This window comes from Sphingomonas sp., from assembly GCF_965227385.1.
Lineage (GTDB): Bacteria > Pseudomonadota > Alphaproteobacteria > Sphingomonadales > Sphingomonadaceae > Sphingomonas.
The window spans coordinates 3630985-3651201 of sequence record NZ_OZ245750.1; the positions used below are offsets into that span (position 1 = coordinate 3630985).

Annotated in this window: 22 protein-coding genes and 1 tRNA gene; 8 read left to right on the plus strand and 15 right to left on the minus strand. The window is 65.1% G+C overall.

The genetic code is table 11. From position 1 onward, the window contains the following. Positions 1–18: 18 nt before the first annotated feature. The 9 genes from ACO05N_RS17785 to ACO05N_RS17825 all read right to left on the minus strand — a co-directional run bounded on the left by ACO05N_RS17785 (position 19) and on the right by ACO05N_RS17825 (position 9411). A complete protein-coding gene (locus ACO05N_RS17785) occupies positions 19–4104 on the minus strand; it encodes an Eco57I restriction-modification methylase domain-containing protein (protein WP_422058314.1) in 4086 nt (1361 codons plus the stop codon). A 117-nt stretch (positions 4105–4221) separates the two neighbouring features. Then, positions 4222–4770 carry a rolling circle replication-associated protein gene (locus ACO05N_RS17790; RefSeq protein WP_422058315.1) on the minus strand — a complete coding sequence of 183 codons (549 nt, stop codon included), beginning with the start codon at positions 4768–4770 and terminating at the stop codon, positions 4222–4224. 406 nt (positions 4771–5176) lie between these two features. Next, a complete protein-coding gene (locus tag ACO05N_RS17795) occupies positions 5177–5431 on the minus strand; it encodes a helix-turn-helix domain-containing protein (protein ID WP_422058781.1) in 255 nt (84 codons plus the stop codon). Between the two features lie 189 nt (positions 5432–5620). Then, entirely contained in the window at positions 5621–6877 is a 1257-nt protein-coding gene (locus tag ACO05N_RS17800) for a tyrosine-type recombinase/integrase (RefSeq protein ID WP_422058316.1), read from the minus strand. Positions 6878–7010: 133 nt separating this feature from the next. Then, positions 7011–7087, minus strand: a tRNA-Arg gene (locus ACO05N_RS17805). Positions 7088–7126: 39 nt separating this feature from the next. Further along, entirely contained in the window at positions 7127–7564 is a 438-nt protein-coding gene (locus ACO05N_RS17810; protein ID WP_422058317.1) for a DUF1178 family protein, read from the minus strand. Continuing rightward, positions 7561–8394 carry a carbon-nitrogen hydrolase family protein gene (locus ACO05N_RS17815; RefSeq protein WP_422058318.1) on the minus strand — a complete coding sequence of 278 codons (834 nt, stop codon included), beginning with the start codon at positions 8392–8394 and terminating at the stop codon, positions 7561–7563. The genes ACO05N_RS17810 and ACO05N_RS17815 overlap by 4 nt, the downstream gene beginning before the upstream one ends. Further along, positions 8391–8648, minus strand: a complete 258-nt coding sequence (gene grxC / locus ACO05N_RS17820) for a glutaredoxin 3 (RefSeq protein WP_422058319.1) — start codon at positions 8646–8648, stop codon at positions 8391–8393. The genes ACO05N_RS17815 and grxC overlap by 4 nt, the downstream gene beginning before the upstream one ends. A 31-nt stretch (positions 8649–8679) precedes the next feature. Then, positions 8680–9411: a ComF family protein gene (locus ACO05N_RS17825; protein ID WP_422058320.1), complete on the minus strand. Its 732-nt coding sequence runs from the start codon at positions 9409–9411 to the stop codon at positions 8680–8682. Between the two features lie 7 nt (positions 9412–9418). On the opposite strand from ACO05N_RS17825, the gene ACO05N_RS17830 reads away from it, so the two are divergent. From ACO05N_RS17830 to ACO05N_RS17840, 3 genes are all read left to right on the plus strand, one after another. Then, positions 9419–10303: a methyltransferase domain-containing protein gene (locus tag ACO05N_RS17830; RefSeq protein ID WP_422058782.1), complete on the plus strand. Its 885-nt coding sequence runs from the start codon at positions 9419–9421 to the stop codon at positions 10301–10303. A gap of 178 nt (positions 10304–10481) precedes the next feature. Beyond that, positions 10482–10661, plus strand: coding sequence for a DUF465 domain-containing protein (locus ACO05N_RS17835; RefSeq protein WP_066665305.1), 180 nt, complete (start codon positions 10482–10484; stop codon positions 10659–10661). Positions 10662–10771: 110 nt separating this feature from the next. Further along, positions 10772–11755 (plus strand): TerC family protein, encoded by a 984-nt coding sequence (locus ACO05N_RS17840; protein ID WP_422058321.1) that lies wholly within the window; start codon positions 10772–10774, stop codon positions 11753–11755. Here ACO05N_RS17840 and ACO05N_RS17845 read toward each other — a convergent pair. Continuing rightward, entirely contained in the window at positions 11752–12180 is a 429-nt protein-coding gene (locus ACO05N_RS17845; RefSeq protein ID WP_422058322.1) for a (deoxy)nucleoside triphosphate pyrophosphohydrolase, read from the minus strand. The genes ACO05N_RS17840 and ACO05N_RS17845 overlap by 4 nt on opposite strands. 54 nt (positions 12181–12234) lie before the next feature. On the opposite strand from ACO05N_RS17845, the gene ACO05N_RS17850 reads away from it, so the two are divergent. The 3 genes from ACO05N_RS17850 to ACO05N_RS17860 all read left to right on the plus strand — a co-directional run bounded on the left by ACO05N_RS17850 (position 12235) and on the right by ACO05N_RS17860 (position 12965). After that, positions 12235–12417: a Flp family type IVb pilin gene (locus ACO05N_RS17850; protein ID WP_422058323.1), complete on the plus strand. Its 183-nt coding sequence runs from the start codon at positions 12235–12237 to the stop codon at positions 12415–12417. Positions 12418–12547: 130 nt separating this feature from the next. Then, positions 12548–12715, plus strand: a complete 168-nt coding sequence (locus ACO05N_RS17855) for a Flp family type IVb pilin (RefSeq protein ID WP_066665303.1) — start codon at positions 12548–12550, stop codon at positions 12713–12715. Positions 12716–12794: 79 nt separating this feature from the next. Then, entirely contained in the window at positions 12795–12965 is a 171-nt protein-coding gene (locus tag ACO05N_RS17860; RefSeq protein ID WP_422058324.1) for a Flp family type IVb pilin, read from the plus strand. A 74-nt stretch (positions 12966–13039) separates the two neighbouring features. Here ACO05N_RS17860 and ACO05N_RS17865 read toward each other — a convergent pair whose 3' ends face one another. From ACO05N_RS17865 to ACO05N_RS17880, 4 genes are read right to left on the minus strand one after another with little or no spacing between them, the layout of a single operon-like run. Then, entirely contained in the window at positions 13040–13987 is a 948-nt protein-coding gene (locus ACO05N_RS17865; protein ID WP_422058325.1) for an acetyl-CoA carboxylase carboxyltransferase subunit alpha, read from the minus strand. A 9-nt stretch (positions 13988–13996) separates the two neighbouring features. After that, the gene (locus ACO05N_RS17870) at positions 13997–14926 is read right to left on the minus strand and encodes a tyrosine-type recombinase/integrase (protein ID WP_422058326.1); all 930 of its coding nucleotides are present in this window, start codon (positions 14924–14926) and stop codon (positions 13997–13999) included. Next, positions 14923–16719, minus strand: a complete 1797-nt coding sequence (locus ACO05N_RS17875) for a hypothetical protein (protein ID WP_422058327.1) — start codon at positions 16717–16719, stop codon at positions 14923–14925. The genes ACO05N_RS17870 and ACO05N_RS17875 overlap by 4 nt, the downstream gene beginning before the upstream one ends. Continuing rightward, the gene (locus tag ACO05N_RS17880; RefSeq protein WP_422058328.1) at positions 16700–16837 is read right to left on the minus strand and encodes a hypothetical protein; all 138 of its coding nucleotides are present in this window, start codon (positions 16835–16837) and stop codon (positions 16700–16702) included. Before ACO05N_RS17880 ends, ACO05N_RS17875 begins: the two co-directional genes overlap by 20 nt. A 79-nt stretch (positions 16838–16916) precedes the next feature. Here ACO05N_RS17880 and ACO05N_RS17885 point away from each other — a divergent pair, with 79 nt between their 5' ends. Both ACO05N_RS17885 and aroB read left to right on the plus strand, forming a co-directional pair. Next, on the plus strand, positions 16917–17456 hold the full coding sequence (locus ACO05N_RS17885; RefSeq protein ID WP_422058329.1) for a shikimate kinase: 540 nt from the start codon (positions 16917–16919) through the stop codon (positions 17454–17456). Next, a complete protein-coding gene (gene aroB / locus ACO05N_RS17890) occupies positions 17453–18553 on the plus strand; it encodes a 3-dehydroquinate synthase (protein ID WP_422058330.1) in 1101 nt (366 codons plus the stop codon). The genes ACO05N_RS17885 and aroB overlap by 4 nt, the downstream gene beginning before the upstream one ends. A gap of 97 nt (positions 18554–18650) precedes the next feature. Here aroB and dnaA read toward each other — a convergent pair whose 3' ends face one another. Continuing rightward, positions 18651–20009 carry a chromosomal replication initiator protein DnaA gene (gene dnaA / locus ACO05N_RS17895; protein WP_422058331.1) on the minus strand — a complete coding sequence of 453 codons (1359 nt, stop codon included), beginning with the start codon at positions 20007–20009 and terminating at the stop codon, positions 18651–18653. Positions 20010–20217: the final 208 nt, after the last annotated feature.

Consider the following 20217-nt stretch of genomic DNA (forward strand, 5'->3'; position numbering starts at 1 on the left):
TTCGTCCGCCGAACCATATCAGACCGAAACCACCGCGTCGGGCTGTCCCGCGTCGAGCACGTTGACATAGGCAAGGCACAGGTCGCGGCTGAGATAGCGGTCATGCGCCGCCAGTTCCTGCCGCTCGACGATCGGGAAGGTCGAGTAGATGTAGCGGATGTCGTCGCGGCTCCGCTCGCGATCGGCTGGGTCGAACACGCCGTAGAGGATGAAATACAGGGCATCCAATTTCGCGCGCAAATGCAGCCGCCGCATTTCATCCCACGGGAACGGGGACAGGACATTCCCCTCGCCATCCACATGCCCCAGATCGCGCGCGAACGGGGCCATGTCGTGCGCGGTATAGGTCAGTTCCAGCACCGCCTCCCGCACGATGTCAGCGGCGGATTTGGGGCCGAACATGCGGGTGTAGGCGGCTGGCGGGATGATCGGGAGTTGCTCGACCATATACTTATTGAGATTTCTGCTCTGTAACTTTTGACGCAAAACATAGTCCAGAGGAATAGAACCAAAATTTCCCTGTAACAAACACTTCGAAATGGCGCCGTCGGTATCCAGTATTGGTAGCGAATTTCCACAGCCGACGTCAGGAATTATCGCACTGATTAAGGTGCGTTCGTTGTTTGAATTGCATATTCCATTAAACGAAAAGTGATATTCTTTCCTAGGGTGCACGTTACTCGCCGCGACCCAGTATCTCGGGACAGTAGAAAACATTGCATTCGACCAATCGGATTTGTTAGCATGAATACTAACGCCTTGGCCACTCGTTCCAGTATGCGAGAACGCAATCCCCGCATAGCGATGATTATCGATTTGAATGCTCTTTCCTTCAAATAGTGGCAACCACTCGCCACTAGAAGACTGCCACCGGCTCTGTCTTACAGGCCAAGCACCTTCCTTGCCTTCCAGTTCCGCGCGAGTGCGAAACAAGGCACTGTCATTCGTCATATGGAACATTGTTACGTAGCGCACCGGCCACGTAGCAACCGGCGCATCACTTGACTTGTCCAAAAGAACTGGAACACGGGAATAAATTCCAGTTATCAGTGGCAAATCTTCTGCATTCCTCAATATTGGAGCGGTTCCGGTATTTGGATTAACCCTAGCCAGAATCTCCGCCGTCAGATTTTGAATAAGATTGTCAGAACCGGTCGGAATTTTGTCTAGTTTTACAGCATATTTGAAAGAATCACTCTCACGCCCTTCACCGGAATATACAATAATCGTAGGCTGATCTTCAGTGTGAACATCTGCAAACAACCAATGACGCCTGTTTTCAAACGCGATAAATGCCCTTAGCCTTCGCCGGGCTGCGAGTTTTGAAAAAAATGCGGCGGCATAATTATCCGCTCCGACTCCAATTGGAGTCACAAGACCAACCATTCCTCGCTTGTTTATGAGCGACTCGGCTCTTTCGACGAACAACTTGTAGATATCGATGTCACCTTGGCTCATCAGCGGAAAATAGCCGGTGTCCCGAGAAATACGAGCGGATGCCAAGGCGCGACCTTCGGCCTTTAGAAAATCATCATAAAGCGGCGCGTCCGTTTCCTTAAGTTTGGCGATCATTTGTTTTCGGTCAGATGCGCGTTGCGCCTTCGCAATCTCCGGTCGCCGCGCAGCGAACCATTCCACCTGTTGCAGCTTGATCCGGTCCCATGGCGGATTGCCCACGATCGCATCGAACCCGCCTTCCCGCGCCGCGCTGCTCCAGTTGGTCCAGACGCCGGGAAAGGCGATTTGCCAGTTCAGGAAGCGCTCTTCGTCGATCAATTCGCGCGCCTGTTTCCAGATCGCGGTAAAGCGCTCGACTTCCTCCCGTTTCGCCTTGCCCGGTTCCGGTGCCACCCGGCCCCGCGCGATCGGGATCGGGTCGCCGAACCGCCCGTCCAGCCATAGCGTTACCAGCGCCTTGTCGGGCTTTTTCAGGTCCAGCCAGTCGAGCGCGTGCATGAAGCTGACAAAGCCGTCCAGCGGCCCCGTCTGTGCCTCCACATCGTGCCACATCGCCGCGCTGCGATGCGCCTCCGCCACTTCCGCGTCGGTCAGCGCCTCGATCGTCTGCATTGCCGCCGCTTGGCGTTGGGCGTTCGAAATCGGTTCATGCAGGAACAGCGCGCCGCCCTGCCCCGCCTTGTCGATCGCGTCGCGCACCCACAGCCCGAACAGGCTGTCCCCAGCCGCCAGATGGTGGTCGATGAACGACAGCGGCGCGCCCACGGTAAAGGTGTGCAGCCACAGCGCCACCTTTGCCAGTTCAACGGCCATCGGGTTCTTGTCCGCGCCATAGATGCAGCGTTTCAGGACCATGCGCTTGACCAGCTGGGGGTCGTCCAGCTGCTCTTCGCTTACGCTCCAGCGCGCATCCTCCGCATTGTGGCGAATGGTCGAGCGAACCTTGCGGACTTCCTCCGCCACCGGGCTTTCATAGTCCAGCTTGGCGATGTCGCGGGCCATCGCCGCCGCCTCTGCCATCGCGTCCAGCGTGTGGTTGGTCAGGCGATCGACCAGATTGACCAGAAAATGACCGGACCCCATCGCCGGGTCGCAAATGCGCAGCCGGGCTATGGCGCGCGCCGGGTCCGCCTTTTGCAGCTGGGTGATCCGGTAATCCTCACTGTCGCCCGGCTTCAATGTTTTGAGCGCCGCCCGGAACGCCGCCATCGCATCGTCGATCAGCGGGGCGAGGGTTTCGTCCAAAATCAGCAGGACCAGATCGTCCGGTGTGTAATAACTGCCGCTGTTCTTGCGTGCGAACAGGTTGGGGCGCACATCCACCGCGCCCGCGTCGTCGCGGACCAGTTCGAACTCCAGCAGCCGTTCGTAAATTGAGCCCAGTTGCTGAACCGACAGGTCGCGATAATTGATATAGCGCCGCCGCCCGCCGCGCTGTTCGAACGACAGGATGTCGAGCGCGTCCGACATGATCGCATCGCCCAGCGCAATCGCTTTGAGCAGCGGGGTGCGCTCGGCATTGAACAGGCCGCCATTATAGGGGGGCAAGCCCACGGATTCGTCGCCCTTGTCGATCATCTCCGACAGGTCGGCAAAGCGGTTCCAGATGGTTTTTGCGACGGTCGAAAAGCTGTCCCCCGCGTCTTTCCGCTCGCCAACGTCCAGCCGCGCCTTGCGCAGTGCGTAATCGTCGAACCGGCGGTCGCTGACCGGCAACAGGCTGCGATCCTCCGCGTAGAGGATGAACAACAGCCGGTAGAGCAAGATCAGCGTTGCTTGGCGGATTTCGTCCAGATCGGTGCCCGCCGGTGCCGCTTGCGCCACAGCACGCCCTAGCGCCGGGTAAAGGCGATCGAACACAAGGTCCGACAGGTTCGACGCCACCCGCTCTTCATACAGCGCCGCGTCGCGCCGGGCGGTATCGTGGAAGCTGGGCGATGTCGTGGTGGCGCGCTCGAATGCGGTGCGCGAAAACATCGCGACGAATACGGCCAGCCAATGGTCGCGCTCCGCCTCGCTGACCGCGCTGTCCAGCAACGCATCGCCCGCCAGCCCCATGATCCGGGCGAAGTCGAGTTCCAGATAGTCGTCGATGGTCGAACGCGCGCCGGAGAAATACAGCCGCCACTTCGCCCCATTGGTCAGGATGCCCCAGCGAACGCCGCCTTGGGTCAGATCATCCACGCGGCGAAGGTAACGCAACAGCTGGGTTGAGGGGGTGTCGCGATCGTCGCCCTTGCGCCCTTCCGCCCGGTCGAGCGCGCGGCCCCAGCGCTTGCTTTCGACAATCGCCGCACCGAACGCATAGCGCCGCCATTCCTCCGGATGCGCGTTGGCTTGCGCCTTAGCGCCCGCGTCGATGAACAGCAGCGCGTCCGGGACATCCACGCGCCCGGACCCGCTGAGATTTTGCTGGGTCAGGTAATCCGTCCAGCCCAGCAGGTGGAGGATCGGCCAAATCAAATCCTGTTCGGTCGTCGCTTCATTCGGGCCGCTGCCATGCGGGAAGCGGGTCAGGATGTCGGACAGCGCCGCGCGCATCCCCGGGGCATCCACCTGCCGGTAATGCGCGGTGCCCTTGATCGCTTCGATTAGGTAGTCCTGGGTGAACAGCCCCCCGGTCGTGAACAGGCTCGCGTCGGTCACGGCTGGCGGCTTTCGGCTGGGGCAATGCGATGGTGGCGAACAGGCATCGGCAATGCCTATCCGGGGAAACGACCCGCGCCAAGATTTTCCGAAATTATTAGGCAACTTGCCGAAAATTCAGCCGCCCGGATCGGTCCGCCAGCCTTGCCAGATCGCCAGCCGCTTGCCGAATACGCGGCAAGGCTTTCCCCAGCTTTTCGGCCCCGCGCCCAGCATCCCCAGCCGCGCCTCCAGCGCCGCCGGGGCCGCTTTGAGCATGTAGTGGACCTTGCCCCCAATTTCCGCGCGATAGGCGTCCAGCGACGCTGTATCGCCCGCGTTCAGGGGATAGGGCACCCTTTGGCTATCAGTGGTCTTCCCGACATAGCCAGTCTCCACGATCCGCTTTACCCAACGCGTCGGCATCGGCCCGAACAGCGGCTGCAGATCAAGCGGAACGTGTAACAGCATATGCACATGCGCGCGGAACCCATCGCTTGATTCCTGCACCCATGCCCAGCGCAACCGGCACCCACGCGCACGCATCCAGTCGCTCGCCATCTTGATGAACCGCCCGGTCGCTCGGGCATTGTCACGCGGGTCGATGCCGCTCCGCTCCCACGTGATCGTTATGAACCGGTTGAACGGCGCGCCGATTTCCTCCGCCCGCTGTAGGGCCCCGATCAAGTCCCGGCATTGCCGTTCGGTCAGCGAGTCACTCGTCCGCCCGCGCGTGTTCCGCGCACCGCCGCGCCCAGTCTCCTGTCCGCTAGTTCCGCCCTTTAATAGAGGACCACCCGTCACCACGCCGAACACCTTGAAAACGCGCCATAATCATAGCGCGCGGCTGAAACCTCCGGAGACATACCGGATCAAACCGCCGTAAGTTTCAAAGAATGACCGGGGAACGATCGCTCCCCGGTCAGGTGCTCAGTCAGCAGATCGCCCGAACAGCATCCCGCCTCAATTCGGCCCAAACAAGTTGCCATCCAAATGTTGGAAGGATACTTCCAACGGGGCACCGCTGACCAAGCATGCTCACGCCCTCAGGTTCGTTCCGTCGCCAAACTGTGCGAACCTGAGGGTCACGGCATTAGCCATTGTCGTTCGCGGGGGGCTGCAGCCCGCGCTCCCATGCCACGGCAGAATCTTCCGTGATGCGAACACTCCGGCCAATTTTGACGCTGATAACCTTGCCAGCCGCCAGCAGCCGGTAAATGGTCGAGCGGCTAACCTGATACTGTTCGGCGAACTGCCGGATCGTTAGAAATCGTCGTCGCATTCTTCGTGGTCCTCTGTTGCTGTCATCCGGGTCTGTTCCCGATATGACCACTAGCACCCTAGGCATTCCGGAATGCCCCGCCAAGCCGAACAGATGTAGACAAGCGACTCCACTCGTCGCGCATATGACTCGGCTCGTGGCACGCGCGTAACGACACTTGCGACGCGACTCGCGCCCAACTGCGCCTTCCTCAGACCGCAAGAGAACGCGGTGCGAACAGAAGAAAATTTTCGGTCGCCAGTTCGTCCACAGAATTCATGCAGGAGCGGCCACCATTCGGTGAATAGTCGCGCCATCCCGCATGCCATCGATCCGATCGCTCCACCATTGGTTCATCGCGACTCGCTCCTCCCAATAGCTTCCCCTATTGTAGATGCCGCGCACCACATCGTTATCGCGATGCGCCAACGCGCGCTCCACTGCATCGGCTGACCATTTCCCGCTTTCGTTCAGGAAGCTGGAGGCGGTTGTCCGCAAGCCGTGCCCGGTGACTTCATCCTTGGAAAAGCCCATCCGGCGAAACGCGGCATTGATCGTGTTTTCGCTCATCGGACGGTTCAGCGTCTGCATTGACGGGAACAGGTATTTGCCGCCCCCGGTCAGTTCCTCCAGATCGTCCAGCAACGCCAGCACCTGCCGGGTCAGCGGCACCGAATGGGGCCGCCGCCCTTTCATCTTACTGGCAGGAATATCCCAGCGCGCCGCCGCCCGGTCGATTTCCGCCCATTCCGCGTGCCGCAATTCGCCGGGCCGCACGAACACATGCGGGGCAATCTGCAATGCCAGCCGGGTGATCGGGCTTCCCTCGAAACCGTCGATCGCGCGCAACAGCTCGCCAAACTTGGCCCGGTCCAGAATTGCGGCATGGTGTTTGACTTGGGGGGCGGACAATGCGCCGCGTAACAGCGCCGCCGGGTCCGACTTCGCCCGCCCGGTCGCAACCGCGTAGCGGAACACGCGGCTGGCAAACGCCCGGCATCGCCGCGCGCTCTCCAGATTGCCCTTGCGCTCCAGCTTGCGCAGCGGCTCCAGCAACTCCGCCGGTTCGATCGCGGTGATCGGGCGATTGCCCAGCGCCGGGCGCAACAGCGCCAGAAACCACCGCGCCCGAACCAGCGTCCGGTCAGCGCGTCGATCGCCGGTCATCTTAGATTCGATGAACTCGTCTGCGATCTTGCCGAAACTGTTGTCCGCCTCCAGCTTCGCCTGTCGCTTGTCCCGCTTCTTTTGCTCGGCAGGGTCCAGCCCTTCCGCGAGCGTCGTCCGCGCCGCCTCCCGCATCCGCCGGGCGCTCGCCAGCGTGACATCGGGATAGGCTCCGAACGCCAGCCGCTTTTCCTTCGCGGCAAATCGGAACTTGAACCGCCACAGCTTCGCGCCGTTCGGGAATATCTCCAGATACAGCCCGCCCCCGTCCGCCCGCTTGTAAGGTTTGTCCATCGCCCGAAAGCTGCGGATTTCAGAATCTGTCAGCGCCATTTGGGGGCATCCCTTTCCTACCGCGCCCGCCATGCCCCCAACGATGCCCCCAGCCGGGGCGGATTATGCAGGAACAATCGGAAACATTCCGGGCCTTACAGGTCCAGAATATCGCAGTTTCCCGGGGATTTGTCGATATGCCGGGGAACAGGCCGGAACAGGGAAATGGTGTCCCGGAGAGGATTCGAACCTCCGACCTGCGGTTTAGGAAACCGTTGCTCTATCCTGCTGAGCTACCGAGACACGCCGGGGCTGGTTAAGAGCGCGCGGCGATCTGGTCAATCAGTTGCACTGCTCCGGCGGGATGACCGGCAGCGGCAGGGGCGCGACGGGGACGCCATCCTCGATCAGCGCCTTGGCCTCGGCGAGGCTGGTCTCGCCGTGGATCGGGGCGGCGGTTTCCTCGCCGGCGTGCATCGCGCGCGCCTTGTCGGCAAAGGACATGCCGACCCATTGCGAGCCCTCCAGCATCCTGGCCTGAACCTGCGCGAGCGCGGCCATCAGCGCCTTGGGATCCGGGGGCGTACCTGCGGGCGTGGCGGGGGCGCGGTTGCCCTTGGCAGCGAGATTGGGGGCCATTACCGCCTTGGCGATATCGAGGTCGCCGCAGATCGGGCAGGACAGGAGGCCGCGCGTGCGCTGGTCCTCGTAATCTGCGCTCGACCCGAACCATGCCTCGAACACATGGGCGTGGGCGCATTTGAGGTCGAACACGATCATGCGCTGGTCACCGGCGGGATCGGGCGGCGGTGCGCGATGGCGGGGACACGGCTGCGCACGTCGGCGACACGCGCGGGGTCGATCTCGACAAAGCCAAGGCCCACCGGTTCGCCCATGTCGAGCAGGATTTCGCCCCAGGGATCGATGGCGAGGCTGTGGCCATAGGTGGTGCGGCCATCCGCGTGCGTGCCGGTCTGGGCGGCGGCGATGACGTGGACGCCAGCCTCGATCGCACGGGCGCGCAGCAGCGTGTGCCAGTGCGCGGCGCCGGTTGGGCGGGTGAATGCGGCGGGCACGGCGAGCAGGGTCGCGCCGGCGTCGGTGAGCGCGCGGTAGAGATCGGGAAACCGAATATCATAGCAGATCGACAGACCGAGCGGCCCGAGCGGCGTGTCCACCACCACCGCACGCTCGCCGGGGGCATAGGCATCGGATTCGCGCCAGCGTTCACCTGTGGGCAGGTCGACATCGAAGAGATGCAGCTTGTCATAGGAGGCGCGGATGGCGCCATCGGCGTCGATCACAAAGCCGCGATTGACGAAGCGGCCACCGTCGCCGCGCAGGGCGAGCGAGCCGAGCTGCACCCAGATGCCGTGGCGCGCGGCGGCTTCGCGGACGGCGGCGAGGACCGGATCGTCATCCTGCGCCACGATCGACGCCGCCCCGCGCTGACGGTCGCGGTCGAGCAGGCCCGACATTTCGGGGGTGAACAGCATCGCTGCGCCCTCCCCCGCTGCCGCAGTGATCGCATCGACCAGCGTACTGGCGTTGGCCAGCGGGTCGATGCCGCTGGTCATCTGAAGGATCGCGGCGCGCACCGGACCGCTCACGTACCGAGCAAGGCGTCCAGCTTGCCCTCACGCTCCAGCGCCATGAGGTCGTCGGAACCGCCGATATGCGCGCCGTCGATGAAGATCTGCGGCACGGTGGTGCGACCATTGGCGCGCTGGATCATCTCCTGCCGCTTGGGCCCTCCCATGGTGAGGTCGAATTCCTCATAGTCCGCACCCTTGCTATCGAGCAGCGTCTTGGCGCGGTGGCAGTAACCGCAAAATGCCTTGGTGTAGATTTCGATCTTGGCCATGGGCCCGAGTTGTGGATCGCGACCGCGCTTGTCAATCCGCCTCGGCATCGTCGATCACCCGCGCCCAGCACAGGATCGTCACCTTGGCCGCGCCGGCGCGCTTGAGGAGGCGGACGCAGGCGGTAGTGGTCGCGCCGCTGGTGTGGACGTCGTCGACCAGGACGATCGCCTTGCCCTGAATCATTTCTTTCGCCCCCGGCGCGAGCGCAAAGGCTCCCGCAACCGCCCTGGCGCGTCCGCGCGGGCCGAGGCCGCGCAGCACCGGGGTCGCCTTGACCCGGCAGAGCAGGTCGGGCGCGACCGGCACATTCGACGCGGCGCCGAGCGCGCGGGCGATCAGCAGCGCCTGATTGAACCCCCGCCCCCAGATCCGCCAGCGGTGAAGCGGGACCGGCACGAGCAGCGCGGCGTCGTCGGGCATGAGGCGCGTCATCAGCCGCGCGGCGGTGACGGCAAAGCCGGTGCGCCCGCCATATTTGAGGCGCAGCGCGAGCGTGCGCGCCGCCGGACCATAGGCGACCGCGGCGCGCACGCCGTCATGCAGCGGCGGGTCGGACAGGCATGCACCGCATTGTGCGTCAGGCCCCCGGTCATGATCGAACGGCAGGTTGCAGGTCGCGCACCAGGGCGGGGCAATCAGACGCATCCCGCTCCAGCAGGCAGCGCAGAAGCGGTGATCGGCATCGACCACATCGCCACAGCCCGGGCAACGCGGGGGCAGCGCCAGGCCGATCAGGTCGAGCAACGGTTGATGCAGCCCCATGCAGCGCTTGTCGCGCGGCGCGCGACCGGGCACAAGCCGCGCCGTGACCCCAGCCCCCACCCCGCCCGAGATTTTCGACCGCACCCGCCGCCGCCTGCGCCGCGATCGCGCCGCGCCGGGTTTTGCCGGGTTCGACTTCATCCGCGGCTGGATGCTCGAGGGGATTGCCGAGCGGCTGGACGCAGTGCGGCGCGAGTTTCGCGATGTGCTGGATCTGGGCAGCTTCGACGGCGGGTTCGTCCCTCCGCCCGGCGCGAAGCTCACGCGGATCGACGCCGGGGCGCGTTTTGCATCGCAATCGGGCGGCGTGCAGGCCGATGAGGACCGGCCGCATTCGCCCGAGGGGGCCTATGACCTCGTCGTCTCGGCGGGGGTGCTCGACAGCGTCAACGACCTGCCCGGCGCGCTGGCGTTGATCCGCCGGTCGCTGCGTCCCGATGGCCTGTTCATGGGCGCGTTTCTGGGTGGGTCGACGCTTTCTACGCTGCGCGGCGTGATGCTGGAAGCGGAGGGCGACCGACCGGCGGCGCGGGTGCATCCGCAGGTCGATGTGCGCGCGGCGGGCGACCTGCTGGTCCGCGCCGGATTCGCGCTGCCGGTGGCGGATGTCGAGACGCTGGAGGTGCGCTATTCCAGCCTGTTCGATCTGGTCCGCGATTTGCGCGGCATGGGCGCGACCAGCCTGCTGCGCGACCCCGCCCCGCTGACCCGCAGCGCGGTGGCACGTGCCGCGCAAGCCTTTGCGGCGCGAGCCGATGGCGAAGGGCGGACCAGCGAGCGATTCGACGCGATCTTCGTCACCGGCTGGGCCCCCGACCCCAGCCAGCCCAAGCCCGCGCGGCGCGGATCGGCGAGCGCCTCGCTGGCCGACGCGCTGCGGCCCAAGCCCTGATATCTTGACAAAATGGTGCGCTGCCGCCATAAACAGCGCGCGGACCGGGCCCCTCTGGCGATCCTTTGATCGCGATGTCGGACCGCATCGGATGACCCGATGCAGGCTGGGCTTTTTGTGACCGTATCCTCCCGCTGACGGCCGTCCGATCGATTTCACATCGACAGGAGGCATTATGATGAGTGGCATGTTGTACCGTCTGAGCGTCGTCCACCGGAAGCTGGACGAGGAAATTCGCCGTGAAGCGCGGCGACGCAACCCGGACGGATTTCGGCTGCTGCGGCTCAAGAAGCTGAAGCTGGCGGTCAAGGACCGTCTGGCCGGCCACTGGAAGCGCACGCTCGCGACCGGTAGCTGACCTAATCACCACCACCGGCGGCCCGGGCCCCTCTGATGCGCGCGATGCGCATGATGTCGGGCCGCCATGATGGCGCGTGCAGCGCCTCACCCAACTGGGGCTGATTCACCATGGAATTTCTGACGTTACTCTGGCTGGGCAAGCCGGTGTGGATGTGGCTTGCCTTCATGGGGCTGGTCGCGGCGCTGCTCGCCCTCGATCTGGGCGTCCTGCATCGCAAGGCGCGCGAGATCGGGGTCAAGGAGAGCCTGATGCTCTCCGCTTTCTATATCGTTCTGGGCCTGTCGTTCAGCGGCTTTGTCTGGTGGCAGCTCGGCGAGACGGCGGCGATCAACTATGTCACCGGCTTCGTCGTCGAGAAGAGCCTGGCGATGGACAATGTCTTCGTCATCGCGATGATCTTCACCTATTTCGCGATCCCGCGTCAGTATCAGCACCGGGTGCTGTTCTGGGGCATCCTGGGCGTCATCGTGCTGCGCGCGATCATGATCGCACTGGGCGCGACGATCGTTTCCGAATTCGGCTGGGTGCTCTACCTCTTCGCCGCCTTCCTGATCTTTACCGGCATCAAGATGTGGCGGATGGTCGACACGCCCTATGACGTGGCCGGCTCGCCGCTGCTCGGCTGGCTGAAGCGGCACATGCGCGTGACCGATGGGCTGCGCGGATCGGCGTTCTTCGTGCAGGAGCCGGATGCCAAAACGGGTATTGTCGTGCGCCATGCAACGCCGCTGTTCCTGGCGCTGGTGATGATCGAGTTCGCCGATCTGGTGTTCGCTGTCGATTCGGTGCCCGCGATCTTTGCGATCACGACCGACCCGTTCATCGTCTACACGTCGAACATCTTCGCGATCCTGGGCCTTCGCGCGCTGTATTTCGCGCTGTCGGCACTGGTCGACCGGTTCCACTATCTGAAGTACACGCTCGCCGTGCTGCTGGTGTTCATCGGATCGAAGATCTTCGTCGCCGATGCGCTGGGCCTCGCCAAGATCCCGCCGGTGGTGTCGCTGGGCATCACCGCGCTGATCCTGACGACGGGTGTGGTCTATTCGCTGTGGCGCACGCGCAATGCGCCCACGCCGAGCCTGACCTAAAGGAGTGCCTCGAGCATGCCGATCAGCGGGATATCCGCTGGCGGCATGGCGAGGGTGCGCAACGCGGGCGGGTGAACCCATTGCAGCGCGGTCGCGTGCCGCGCTTGGGGTTCCCCGCCCCATTCGCGCAGTGTGTACAGCAGCAGCAGCAAATGACGCCCGCCCAATGGCGCGCTGGCGAAGGTCGCGGGGGCCAGCGCGGCGGCGTCGACGGTGATGCCGAGCTCTTCGTGCAGCTCGCGACAGAGCGCGGCTTCGGGCAGTTCGCCCGGCTCGACCTTGCCGCCCGGGAATTCCCAAAGATCGGCCATCGGCTTGCCCGGTGGGCGTTGCTGGACGAGCACGCGTCCGTGATCGTCGACCAGTGCCGCCGCCACTACCGTAAGGATACCCCCCGTTGAAATCCCAGCGTCCGACTTCAGCATTTCGTTAATCTTGTTTCCGTATTTTTTCGGTAGCTCGAACATGAAAGGCCGAGGATGCGTGACCCAAAGCCATTGCTGACCCGGCTTTCACGCTGCAACCGCGGCGCGACTGCGGTCGAATATGGCTTTGTCCTCGCGCTTATCGTCCTCGTCCTGATCGGTGCGCTGACCGAAATGGCCGGCGGCACGACCGACATGTGGAACAATGTCAGCAACAAGGTCCAGAACCCCCGCTGATTTTTTCCCGGGATCGTCTGTGCCTCTAAGCCCTTTATTAACTTCCGTCCCCTAGTTTCGGGCTTGCTGAGACCGGTTTCCGCCGGGCGCAGCCGGGAAAACTGAAGCTTCGAACAGGATGGAGACCGGTATGAACACGATCCGCAAGATTTTCGGCAACAAGAAGGGCGCGACCGCCATCGAATACGGTCTGATCGCCGCTCTGATCGCGGTCGCCGCGATTGCCGCGATGCAGGGCCTGGGCAACCAGCTCAAGACCACCTTCACCAACGTCTCGTCGAACATGAAGGCGTCGTAAGACCCCTTCATATCGAAACGACTGAACAGGGGGCGGTGGGCCGATGGTTCACCGCCCTTTTTTCGATGCAGGGGGATTTATGGTTAAGCGCCTATTGGTGGCCCTGCGCGATACGCGCGGAGCGACCGCAATCGAATATGGCCTGATCGCCGCACTGATCGCCGTCGCCGCGATCGCCGCGATGCAGGGCCTGGGCAATCAGGTCAAAAAGACGTTCTCCAACGTCTCGTCGAACATGAAGGCGTCGTGACCTGAACGACCCATGAAACAATGGGGCGGCGACCATCGGTCCCCGCCCCATTTTTTTGGCTGTTCGAGGAACGGCTACGCCCGGCCCATTGCCAGGAACTTGGCCCGGCGCGCCTTGCGCAGCGCGGTCGCGCTCTGGCCCGACAGATCCTTGAGCGCCGCTTCGATCGCGTCGCCAAGCGCGTCGATCGCCTTGGCATGGTCCCGATGCGCCCCGCCCAGCGGCTCCGTGACGATCGTATCGATCACGCCGAGTTCCTTGAGGTGCTGCGCCGTCACCTTCATCGCCTCGGCTGCATCGGCCGCCTTGTCGGCGGTGCGCCACAGGATCGACGCGCAACCCTCGGGCGAGATCACCGAATAGACGGCGTGTTCCATCATCAGCACGCGGTTGCCGGCGGCGAGCGCAACCGCGCCGCCCGAACCGCCCTCGCCCAGGATCGACGCGACCATCGGGACGCCGAGGTTGAGGCACGCCTCGGTCGAACGGGCGATGGCTTCGGCCTGACCGCGCTCTTCGGCCTCCATGCCGGGAAAGGCGCCCGACGTGTCGACCAGCGTGACCACCGGGATGCCGAACTTGTCGGCCAGCTCGACCAGGCGGATCGCCTTGCGATAGCCCTCAGGCTTGCCCATGCCGAAATTGTGGCGCAGCCGGCTGGTGGTGTCGTCGCCCTTTTCATGGCCGATGACCATGACGCGCTGCCCCCGGAACCGGCCGAGCCCGCCCTGGATCGCCTGATCGTCCGCGAACGCGCGGTCGCCACCCAGCGGCATGAAATCGGTAATCAGCCGCGCGACATAATGTTTGAAATGCGGACGCTCCGGGTGGCGCGCGACCAGCGTCTTCTGCCACGGCGTCAGCTTGGCATAGGCGTCCTTGAGGAAGCGGTCGGACTTGGCCTGAAGCTTGGCGACTTCGGACTCGATGTCGACCTCGCCGCCGGCAGCGGTGTCGCGCAATTCGTCGATCCGGGCCTGAAGCTCAGCGATCGGCTTTTCGAATTCAAGAAAACTGGCCATCGCGCGCACCTATGCGCGGTCGCGCTTCGCGTCAACGCGGGGCGTATCGGCGAGCGGGTGGCGTTCGTTGACGAGGGTGACCAGCCGGGCGCTGTCGACATGGGTGTAGATTTCGGTCGTCGCGATATCGGCATGGCCCAGCATCGACTGAAGCGCGCGCAGATCGGCCCCGCCCTCCAGTAGGTGCGTGGCGAAAGCGTGGCGCAGGACGTGCGGGCTGATCCGGTCGGGCGGGATGCCCGCCAGCCCCGCAATATCGCGCACCATCTGATACAGGCGGATGCGGCTGAGATGCCCCTTGCCCGAGGGGAACAGCCATGGCCGGGCGGGATCGACATGGTCGCGCCACGCCGCCACCGCCGCGCGTGCGCGGTCGGACAGCGGGACCAGACGTTCCTTCCCGCCCTTGCCGCGCAGGATCAGATAGGGCCTGTCGGGCTGGACCGCGCCGCGCGGCAGCGAGACGAGCTCGCTGGCGCGCAGGCCAGAGCCGTAGAGAAGTTCGATCAGCGCGAGCAGGCGCAGGTCGCGCGGATCGGGCGGCACGCGATCGATCCGCGCCTGAATCGCCGCAAAGATCGCATCGACATCGGCGTTCGACAGCGTCTTGGGCAGGCTGCGTCCGGTGCCGGGCCGGGGCAGCGCGCTGCCGGGATCGTCGGCGCGGAGCTTTTCATCGACCAGGAAGCCGTAGAAGCGGCGCAGCGCAGCCGATTTGCGCGCGACGGTGGCGCGGGCAAGGTCGCGCCAGTCCTCCGCCAGCCGCTCGATCGCCGGACGGTCGGCAAGCGCGAGCCCGCCGTCCAGCGCCTGCGACGCCAGCCGCAGATCGGTGCCATAGGCAGCGATGGTGTTGGCCGACGCCCCCGCCTCGGCCGCCAGCATCTCCAGAAAGCGCTCGATCAGCGCCGGGTCGTCGCCCGGGCGGATCGTCGTCAAAGCCGGGTAATCGCCTCGACGGCGATCATCCGGGCATAGGCGTCGAGCCCGACCTGAGAGAGCGCGCGGGTGATGTGATACAGCGCCTCGGGCGAGATGCCTTCCCATACCCGGCTCTGCATGCCGACCGCAGCGAGCAGGATCACGGTTCCCGGCTGGTTCGCATCCGCCGCCTGCGCGATGGCACGCGTCCAGGCGTTGGCGGCGCCGAACTCGACCCCCGATGCGCGCATCAGCCGCTCGCCATCGCCAGTCGGGATGCGGCCCATCCCGGCCATCGCGGCGATCAGCATCGCGCCATTGGTCGAGTCGGCGCTGTTCCGATACGCCTCGACATCGCCGACCGCGACCGCGCGGCCGGGTTCGGCGAGGAGCAACATGCCCCAGCCATCGCTGCCGCGCGGCGCGATCTGCTTCCAGCGCAGCGCGGCGCGGTCGAGCCCGGCGCTGAGCATCGATGCGATCAGGCGATCGGTGTCCTCGGCATGCTCCGCCGACGGCGTCAGGCGCGCGGCGGCGCGGGCGGTGAGGATCAGGCGGCTATAGGTGGCGCGCGGCCCCTGTGCCTCGTCCCATAATTGCCGCATCCGTTCGACCCGGTCGGCGGCGGTGGCGGCGGTGAAGGCGGCGCGCAGGTCGCGGGCAACCGCGACTTCGGCGATCGACGGATCTTCCTGCGCCTCGATCTCACCATAGAGATCGGTCAGCGCCTGGCTGGAAAAGATGCCCTGGCTCGCCGCAGCTTCGGCTGCGGCAGCGCGATCGCGCAGGCCCAGCATTGGCGCGGTCGCGCGCCAGTAGCGCAATTGCGGCCCGGCGGTGCCGTAAAGACGCTCGGGAATATCGGTTGCGGACGCCACCGCCAGACCCCAGCGCCACGCGCTGATGCGGTCGACCGGATCCCATTCGATCGTCACCGCGCGGCGGCCCGAAACGCCCATGCCCACCAGCTTTTCGGCAAGCAGCACATCGACCGCATTACCCATTCGACGGCGGCTGGCGTCGATCAGCGGCCCTGCCTTGCTGGGATCGCCGTCCAGCCCGGCGCAGATCGCCTCGGCCAGGCGCCAGTTGCGGTCCGGCGCGGTATCCAGCGCCGGCCTGACCATCGGGCACATTCCGCCCGGATCGGCGGTGGCCAGCATCGCCTGCATCGCCACCTGAAACATCTTGGGCGTGTAGTTGGCGATATCGACCGACTGCACCAGCGCGCGGGCGGCATCCGCCTCCCCCATGCGGATTAACAGCCAGGCGCGTTCGGCCGCGAAATCGGCGCCGTTGAGGCCGCGGGGCGTGTTCACCCGCGATAGCAGCGCTCGACGCAACGCGATCGACAGCCAGCGCGACGCGACCGGCGCATCGGTGCGGCGCATCAGCGTCTGGAGGAAGCCGCCATCGGCAGTGCCGAATGCGGTGACCGGCAGCCCGTCGCTGGCCGGGGAGGACGGGCCGACCTGTGCCAGCGAGCGCTTGGCGAAATCGGGCAGTTCGTAGCGGGCGATCGTGGCGTAATCGATCTCACCCGCCGCCTCGGCCGCGACGCCGCTCGACGGAGCGGTGGTGTTGTCCAGATCGCCCGACGCAGTCGGTTCCGCATCAGCGCGCGGCGCGGTCGTCGGCCCCGCAGCAGGCGCCGGTGCCGGCGCAGGCGTGGGCGCAGGCGCCGGGACGGGATCGTCGAACCCCGGCGGCAACAGCGATTCGGGTCGATCCTGCCCCAGCGCGGGAATCCCGACGCCTGCGGCGACCACCAGAACGGCGGCGAGTGCGGTCTTAGTTCGCGAGATTTTCAAGCGGGACGACCTTTTCGACGCGCACCGGCTGTTTCTCCGTATCGCGTCCGGCGAGGAAAAACAGTCCGCCGATCAACAGGATAGCGACAATGACGATGATGATGAGCGAACGGGACATCGACCCCCTCAAACCGGTTTTAAATACAGGCACGGGCCTTTTGCCCGAGCGCGATGCTCGCTGTATAGCCCCCGCGACCATGCTGCAAACCCACCCGGCCGATCCTGAACCGATTACCCGCCCGATCGTGCTGATCGGCCTGATGGGTGTGGGCAAAACCACGGTCGGCCGTCGCCTCGCCCAGCGGCTGAAACTGCCCTTTGTCGATGCGGACGCCGAGATCGAGGCAGCGGCGGGAATGACCGTCGCCGAAATCTTCGAGCGATTCGGCGAACCGCATTTCCGCGACGGCGAGCGGCGGGTGATCGCGCGGCTGATCGACGGCGAACCCAAGGTGATCGCGACCGGCGGCGGCGCTTTCCTGAACGACGAGACGCGCGCGCTGATCCTTGACCAGGCGACCGCGATCTGGCTGGACGCCGCCCCCAAGGTTTTGGCCGAACGTGTCGCCAAGCGCGACCATCGCCCGCTGCTGCGCGGAAAGGACCCGTTGAAAGTGCTCACCGAACTCGCCGAAATCCGCAACCCGGTCTACGCGCTCGCGCCGATCCATATCGTGAGCAAGGTTGCCCCGCACGAGGCGACGGTCAGCGCGATCATGACGGCGCTCGGGCGATGAAGGTCGTTCCGGTCGCGCTGGGTGCGCGCAGCTATGACGTGCGGATCGCCAGCGGGCTGCTCAGTCAGGCGGCGGAGCAGATTGCGCCGCTGGCGCGCGGACGCCCCTTTGTCATCGTTACCGATGCCAATGTCGCGCCGCACGCCGCGCGGCTGGCGGCGCTGCTGCACCATGGCGGCCTGGCGAGCGACATCATCACGCTGCCGGCGGGTGAGGCGACCAAGAGCTGGGGGCAGCTGGAAGCACTGACGGACGCGCTGCTCGACCGTGGCATCGAACGTGGCGACCATGTCGTCGCGCTGGGCGGCGGCGTGATCGGCGACTTGGTCGGCTTTGCCACGTCGATCCTCAAGCGCGGCTGCAACTTCGTGCAGATCCCGACGACGCTGCTGGCGCAGGTCGACAGCTCGGTCGGGGGCAAGACCGCGATCAACAGCCGCGCCGGCAAGAACCTGATCGGCGCGTTCCACCAGCCGTCGCTGGTGCTGATCGATCCGGACCTGCTCGGCACGCTGCCGCTGCGCGACCTGCGCGCGGGCTATGCGGAGGTCGTGAAATACGGGCTGATCGACGACCTCGCCTTTTTCGAATGGTGCGAAGCCAATGGCGCAGCGCTTCTCGCCGGAGACCCGGCGGCGCGGGAAACTGCCATCGCCCATTCGGTAGCGGCCAAGGCGCGGATCGTCGCGGCGGACGAGCGGGAAACGACCGGCGTGCGCGCGCTGCTCAACCTTGGCCACACATTCGGCCATGCACTGGAGGCCGAAACCGGCTTTTCCGATGCGCTGCTACATGGCGAGGGAGTCGCAGCCGGGATGGCGCTGGCCTTTGCCTATTCGGCGCGCCGCGGCCTGTGCCCCGTGCAGGATGCCGAACGGGTCGCGGCGCATCTCAGGGCGATGGAGATGCCGCACGACCTCGCCAGTGCGGGAATCACCGCGTCGGGCGCGACCCTGGTCGGCCATATGCTGCACGACAAGAAGATGGACGCCGGCACCCTGCCCTTCCTGCTCGCGCGCGGAATCGGGCAGACCTATCTCGACAAGCAGGTCGATCTGGCGGACGTGGCGGCGTTTCTCGACGAACTGCCACGCTGACCTGCCCCGCACTGGGCCACAACGCTTGGGGTGAAGAATAAGTCGTTCCGGGGAGACCCCCCCCACCCCGGCGTCCCCCCCCAGGGAGATGCAAGCTTCAGGCTTCGAGCTGTCGCATCAGGCTGCGGACGGCGCCGTCGATTTCGCTGTCGGTGCCGCGCAGTTCCTCGATGCGGCGGACGGCGTGGATGACGGTCGAATGGTCGCGATTGCCGAATTTGCGGCCGATTTCCGGAAGCGAGCGCGTGGTCAGGCGCTTGGCGAGGTACATCGCGATCTGGCGCGGGCGGGCGATCGCAACGGCTCGGCGCTGTGACACCAGATCGAGCTGCTTGACGTCGAAGTGGCTCGAAACCGCCTTCTGGATCTCGTCGATCGTCACGCGGCGCTGGCTGCCGCGCAGCGCTTCGCCGAGCACGCTTTCGGCGAAGGCGATCGACACCACCTCATTGTTGAGCTGTGCATAGGCGACGAGGCGGTTGAGCGCACCCTCCAGCTCGCGCACCGACGAGCTGATCCGCGCGGCCAGCAGGTCGAGCACGTCGGACGGCACCGACGCGCCCGGCATATCCTCAAGCTTCCGGTCGAGGATCGCGCGGCGCAGGCCGAGTTCGGCGGGCTTGATATCGGCGGCAAGGCCCGATCCGAGGCGCGAGGCGAGGCGCGCCTCGATCCCCTCAAGCGCCAGCGGGCTGCGGTCGGCAGCGATGACCAGGCGCTTCCCCTCACGCATGAATTCGTCGACCGTGTGGAAGAATTCCTCCTGGGTCGATTCCTTGCCCGCGATGAACTGCAAATCGTCAATCATCAGCAGATCGACGCCGCGCAGCCGCGCCTTGAAGGAATAGGTGTCGCGCTCGCGCACCGCCCGCACGAATTCGAACATGAAGCGTTCGGCCGGCATGTAGATCGCGGTCGCGTCGGGGCATGCATCCATGAAGGCCTGGCCGATCGCATGCATCAGATGCGTCTTGCCCTGACCGGTATTGCTGTGGAGGTAGAGCGGGCTGAACCGCGGCGTCCCCGGCTCGGCCAGCGCCTTGGCGGCGTTGAACGCCAGCCGGTTGGACGTGTCGACCACGAACCGGTCGAAGGTGAAGCGCGAATCGAGGTTGGGACGCTCGCCCGCTCCGGCCATGGCCGAGGGCGTGGCGGGCGTCGCCGCGTCGACCACAGGGGCCGTAGCGGCAAGCTCACGATTCGCGCGTGCATCGACCGTTTCGATCGAAACCGTACGCACGCCCGGAAGCTGCGCACGGAATTCCATCATCAACCGATCGGCGTAATGATTCTTGACCCAATTGGTCATGAAGGCGGACGGCAGGCCAAGGCGGACGGTTTCAGCGTCATCGCCGGGGATCAGCACGATCGGCTTCAGCCACTGGTCGAACAGCCGCTGGCCTGCGGAAAGTCGCAGATTGCCCCGCACGCGTGTCCAGGCCTTGGCTTGATCCATCTTGTCGCTGCCCCTCAACTTGCCAAAACCCGGCCCTGCGCGTGCGCGCAGATGCCACTCCCCCGGACGCAAGAGCGTTGCTCCCGCGCGAACAGCTCAGGCAACAGCTTCCCGAAGCCGGAATCACATCCGCACTTGGTTGGCGCCTTCGCTGAATCCACCGACGCGAACGCCGCGGTGGAAGTCCGTTTTAGGGACGCATTTCTGA

Coding starts and splice junctions, on each gene's coding strand:
- ACO05N_RS17845 (WP_422058322.1), bottom strand. CDS start 12,180: ATGCTGAAGTCGGACGCTGGGATTTCAACGGGGGGTATCCTTACGGTA.
- aroB (WP_422058330.1), top strand. CDS start 17,453: ATGAAGGTCGTTCCGGTCGCGCTGGGTGCGCGCAGCTATGACGTGCGG.
- ACO05N_RS17810 (WP_422058317.1), bottom strand. CDS start 7,564: ATGATCGTGTTCGACCTCAAATGCGCCCACGCCCATGTGTTCGAGGCA.
- ACO05N_RS17880 (WP_422058328.1), bottom strand. CDS start 16,837: ATGTCCCGTTCGCTCATCATCATCGTCATTGTCGCTATCCTGTTGATC.
- ACO05N_RS17855 (WP_066665303.1), top strand. CDS start 12,548: ATGAACACGATCCGCAAGATTTTCGGCAACAAGAAGGGCGCGACCGCC.
- grxC (WP_422058319.1), bottom strand. CDS start 8,648: ATGGCCAAGATCGAAATCTACACCAAGGCATTTTGCGGTTACTGCCAC.
- ACO05N_RS17835 (WP_066665305.1), top strand. CDS start 10,482: ATGAGTGGCATGTTGTACCGTCTGAGCGTCGTCCACCGGAAGCTGGAC.
- ACO05N_RS17800 (WP_422058316.1), bottom strand. CDS start 6,877: ATGGCGGGCGCGGTAGGAAAGGGATGCCCCCAAATGGCGCTGACAGAT.
- ACO05N_RS17850 (WP_422058323.1), top strand. CDS start 12,235: ATGCGTGACCCAAAGCCATTGCTGACCCGGCTTTCACGCTGCAACCGC.
- ACO05N_RS17825 (WP_422058320.1), bottom strand. CDS start 9,411: ATGGGGCTGCATCAACCGTTGCTCGACCTGATCGGCCTGGCGCTGCCC.
- dnaA (WP_422058331.1), bottom strand. CDS start 20,009: ATGGATCAAGCCAAGGCCTGGACACGCGTGCGGGGCAATCTGCGACTT.
- ACO05N_RS17865 (WP_422058325.1), bottom strand. CDS start 13,987: ATGGCCAGTTTTCTTGAATTCGAAAAGCCGATCGCTGAGCTTCAGGCC.
- ACO05N_RS17860 (WP_422058324.1), top strand. CDS start 12,795: ATGGTTAAGCGCCTATTGGTGGCCCTGCGCGATACGCGCGGAGCGACC.
- ACO05N_RS17795 (WP_422058781.1), bottom strand. CDS start 5,431: ATGCCTAGGGTGCTAGTGGTCATATCGGGAACAGACCCGGATGACAGC.
- ACO05N_RS17885 (WP_422058329.1), top strand. CDS start 16,917: ATGCTGCAAACCCACCCGGCCGATCCTGAACCGATTACCCGCCCGATC.
- ACO05N_RS17840 (WP_422058321.1), top strand. CDS start 10,772: ATGGAATTTCTGACGTTACTCTGGCTGGGCAAGCCGGTGTGGATGTGG.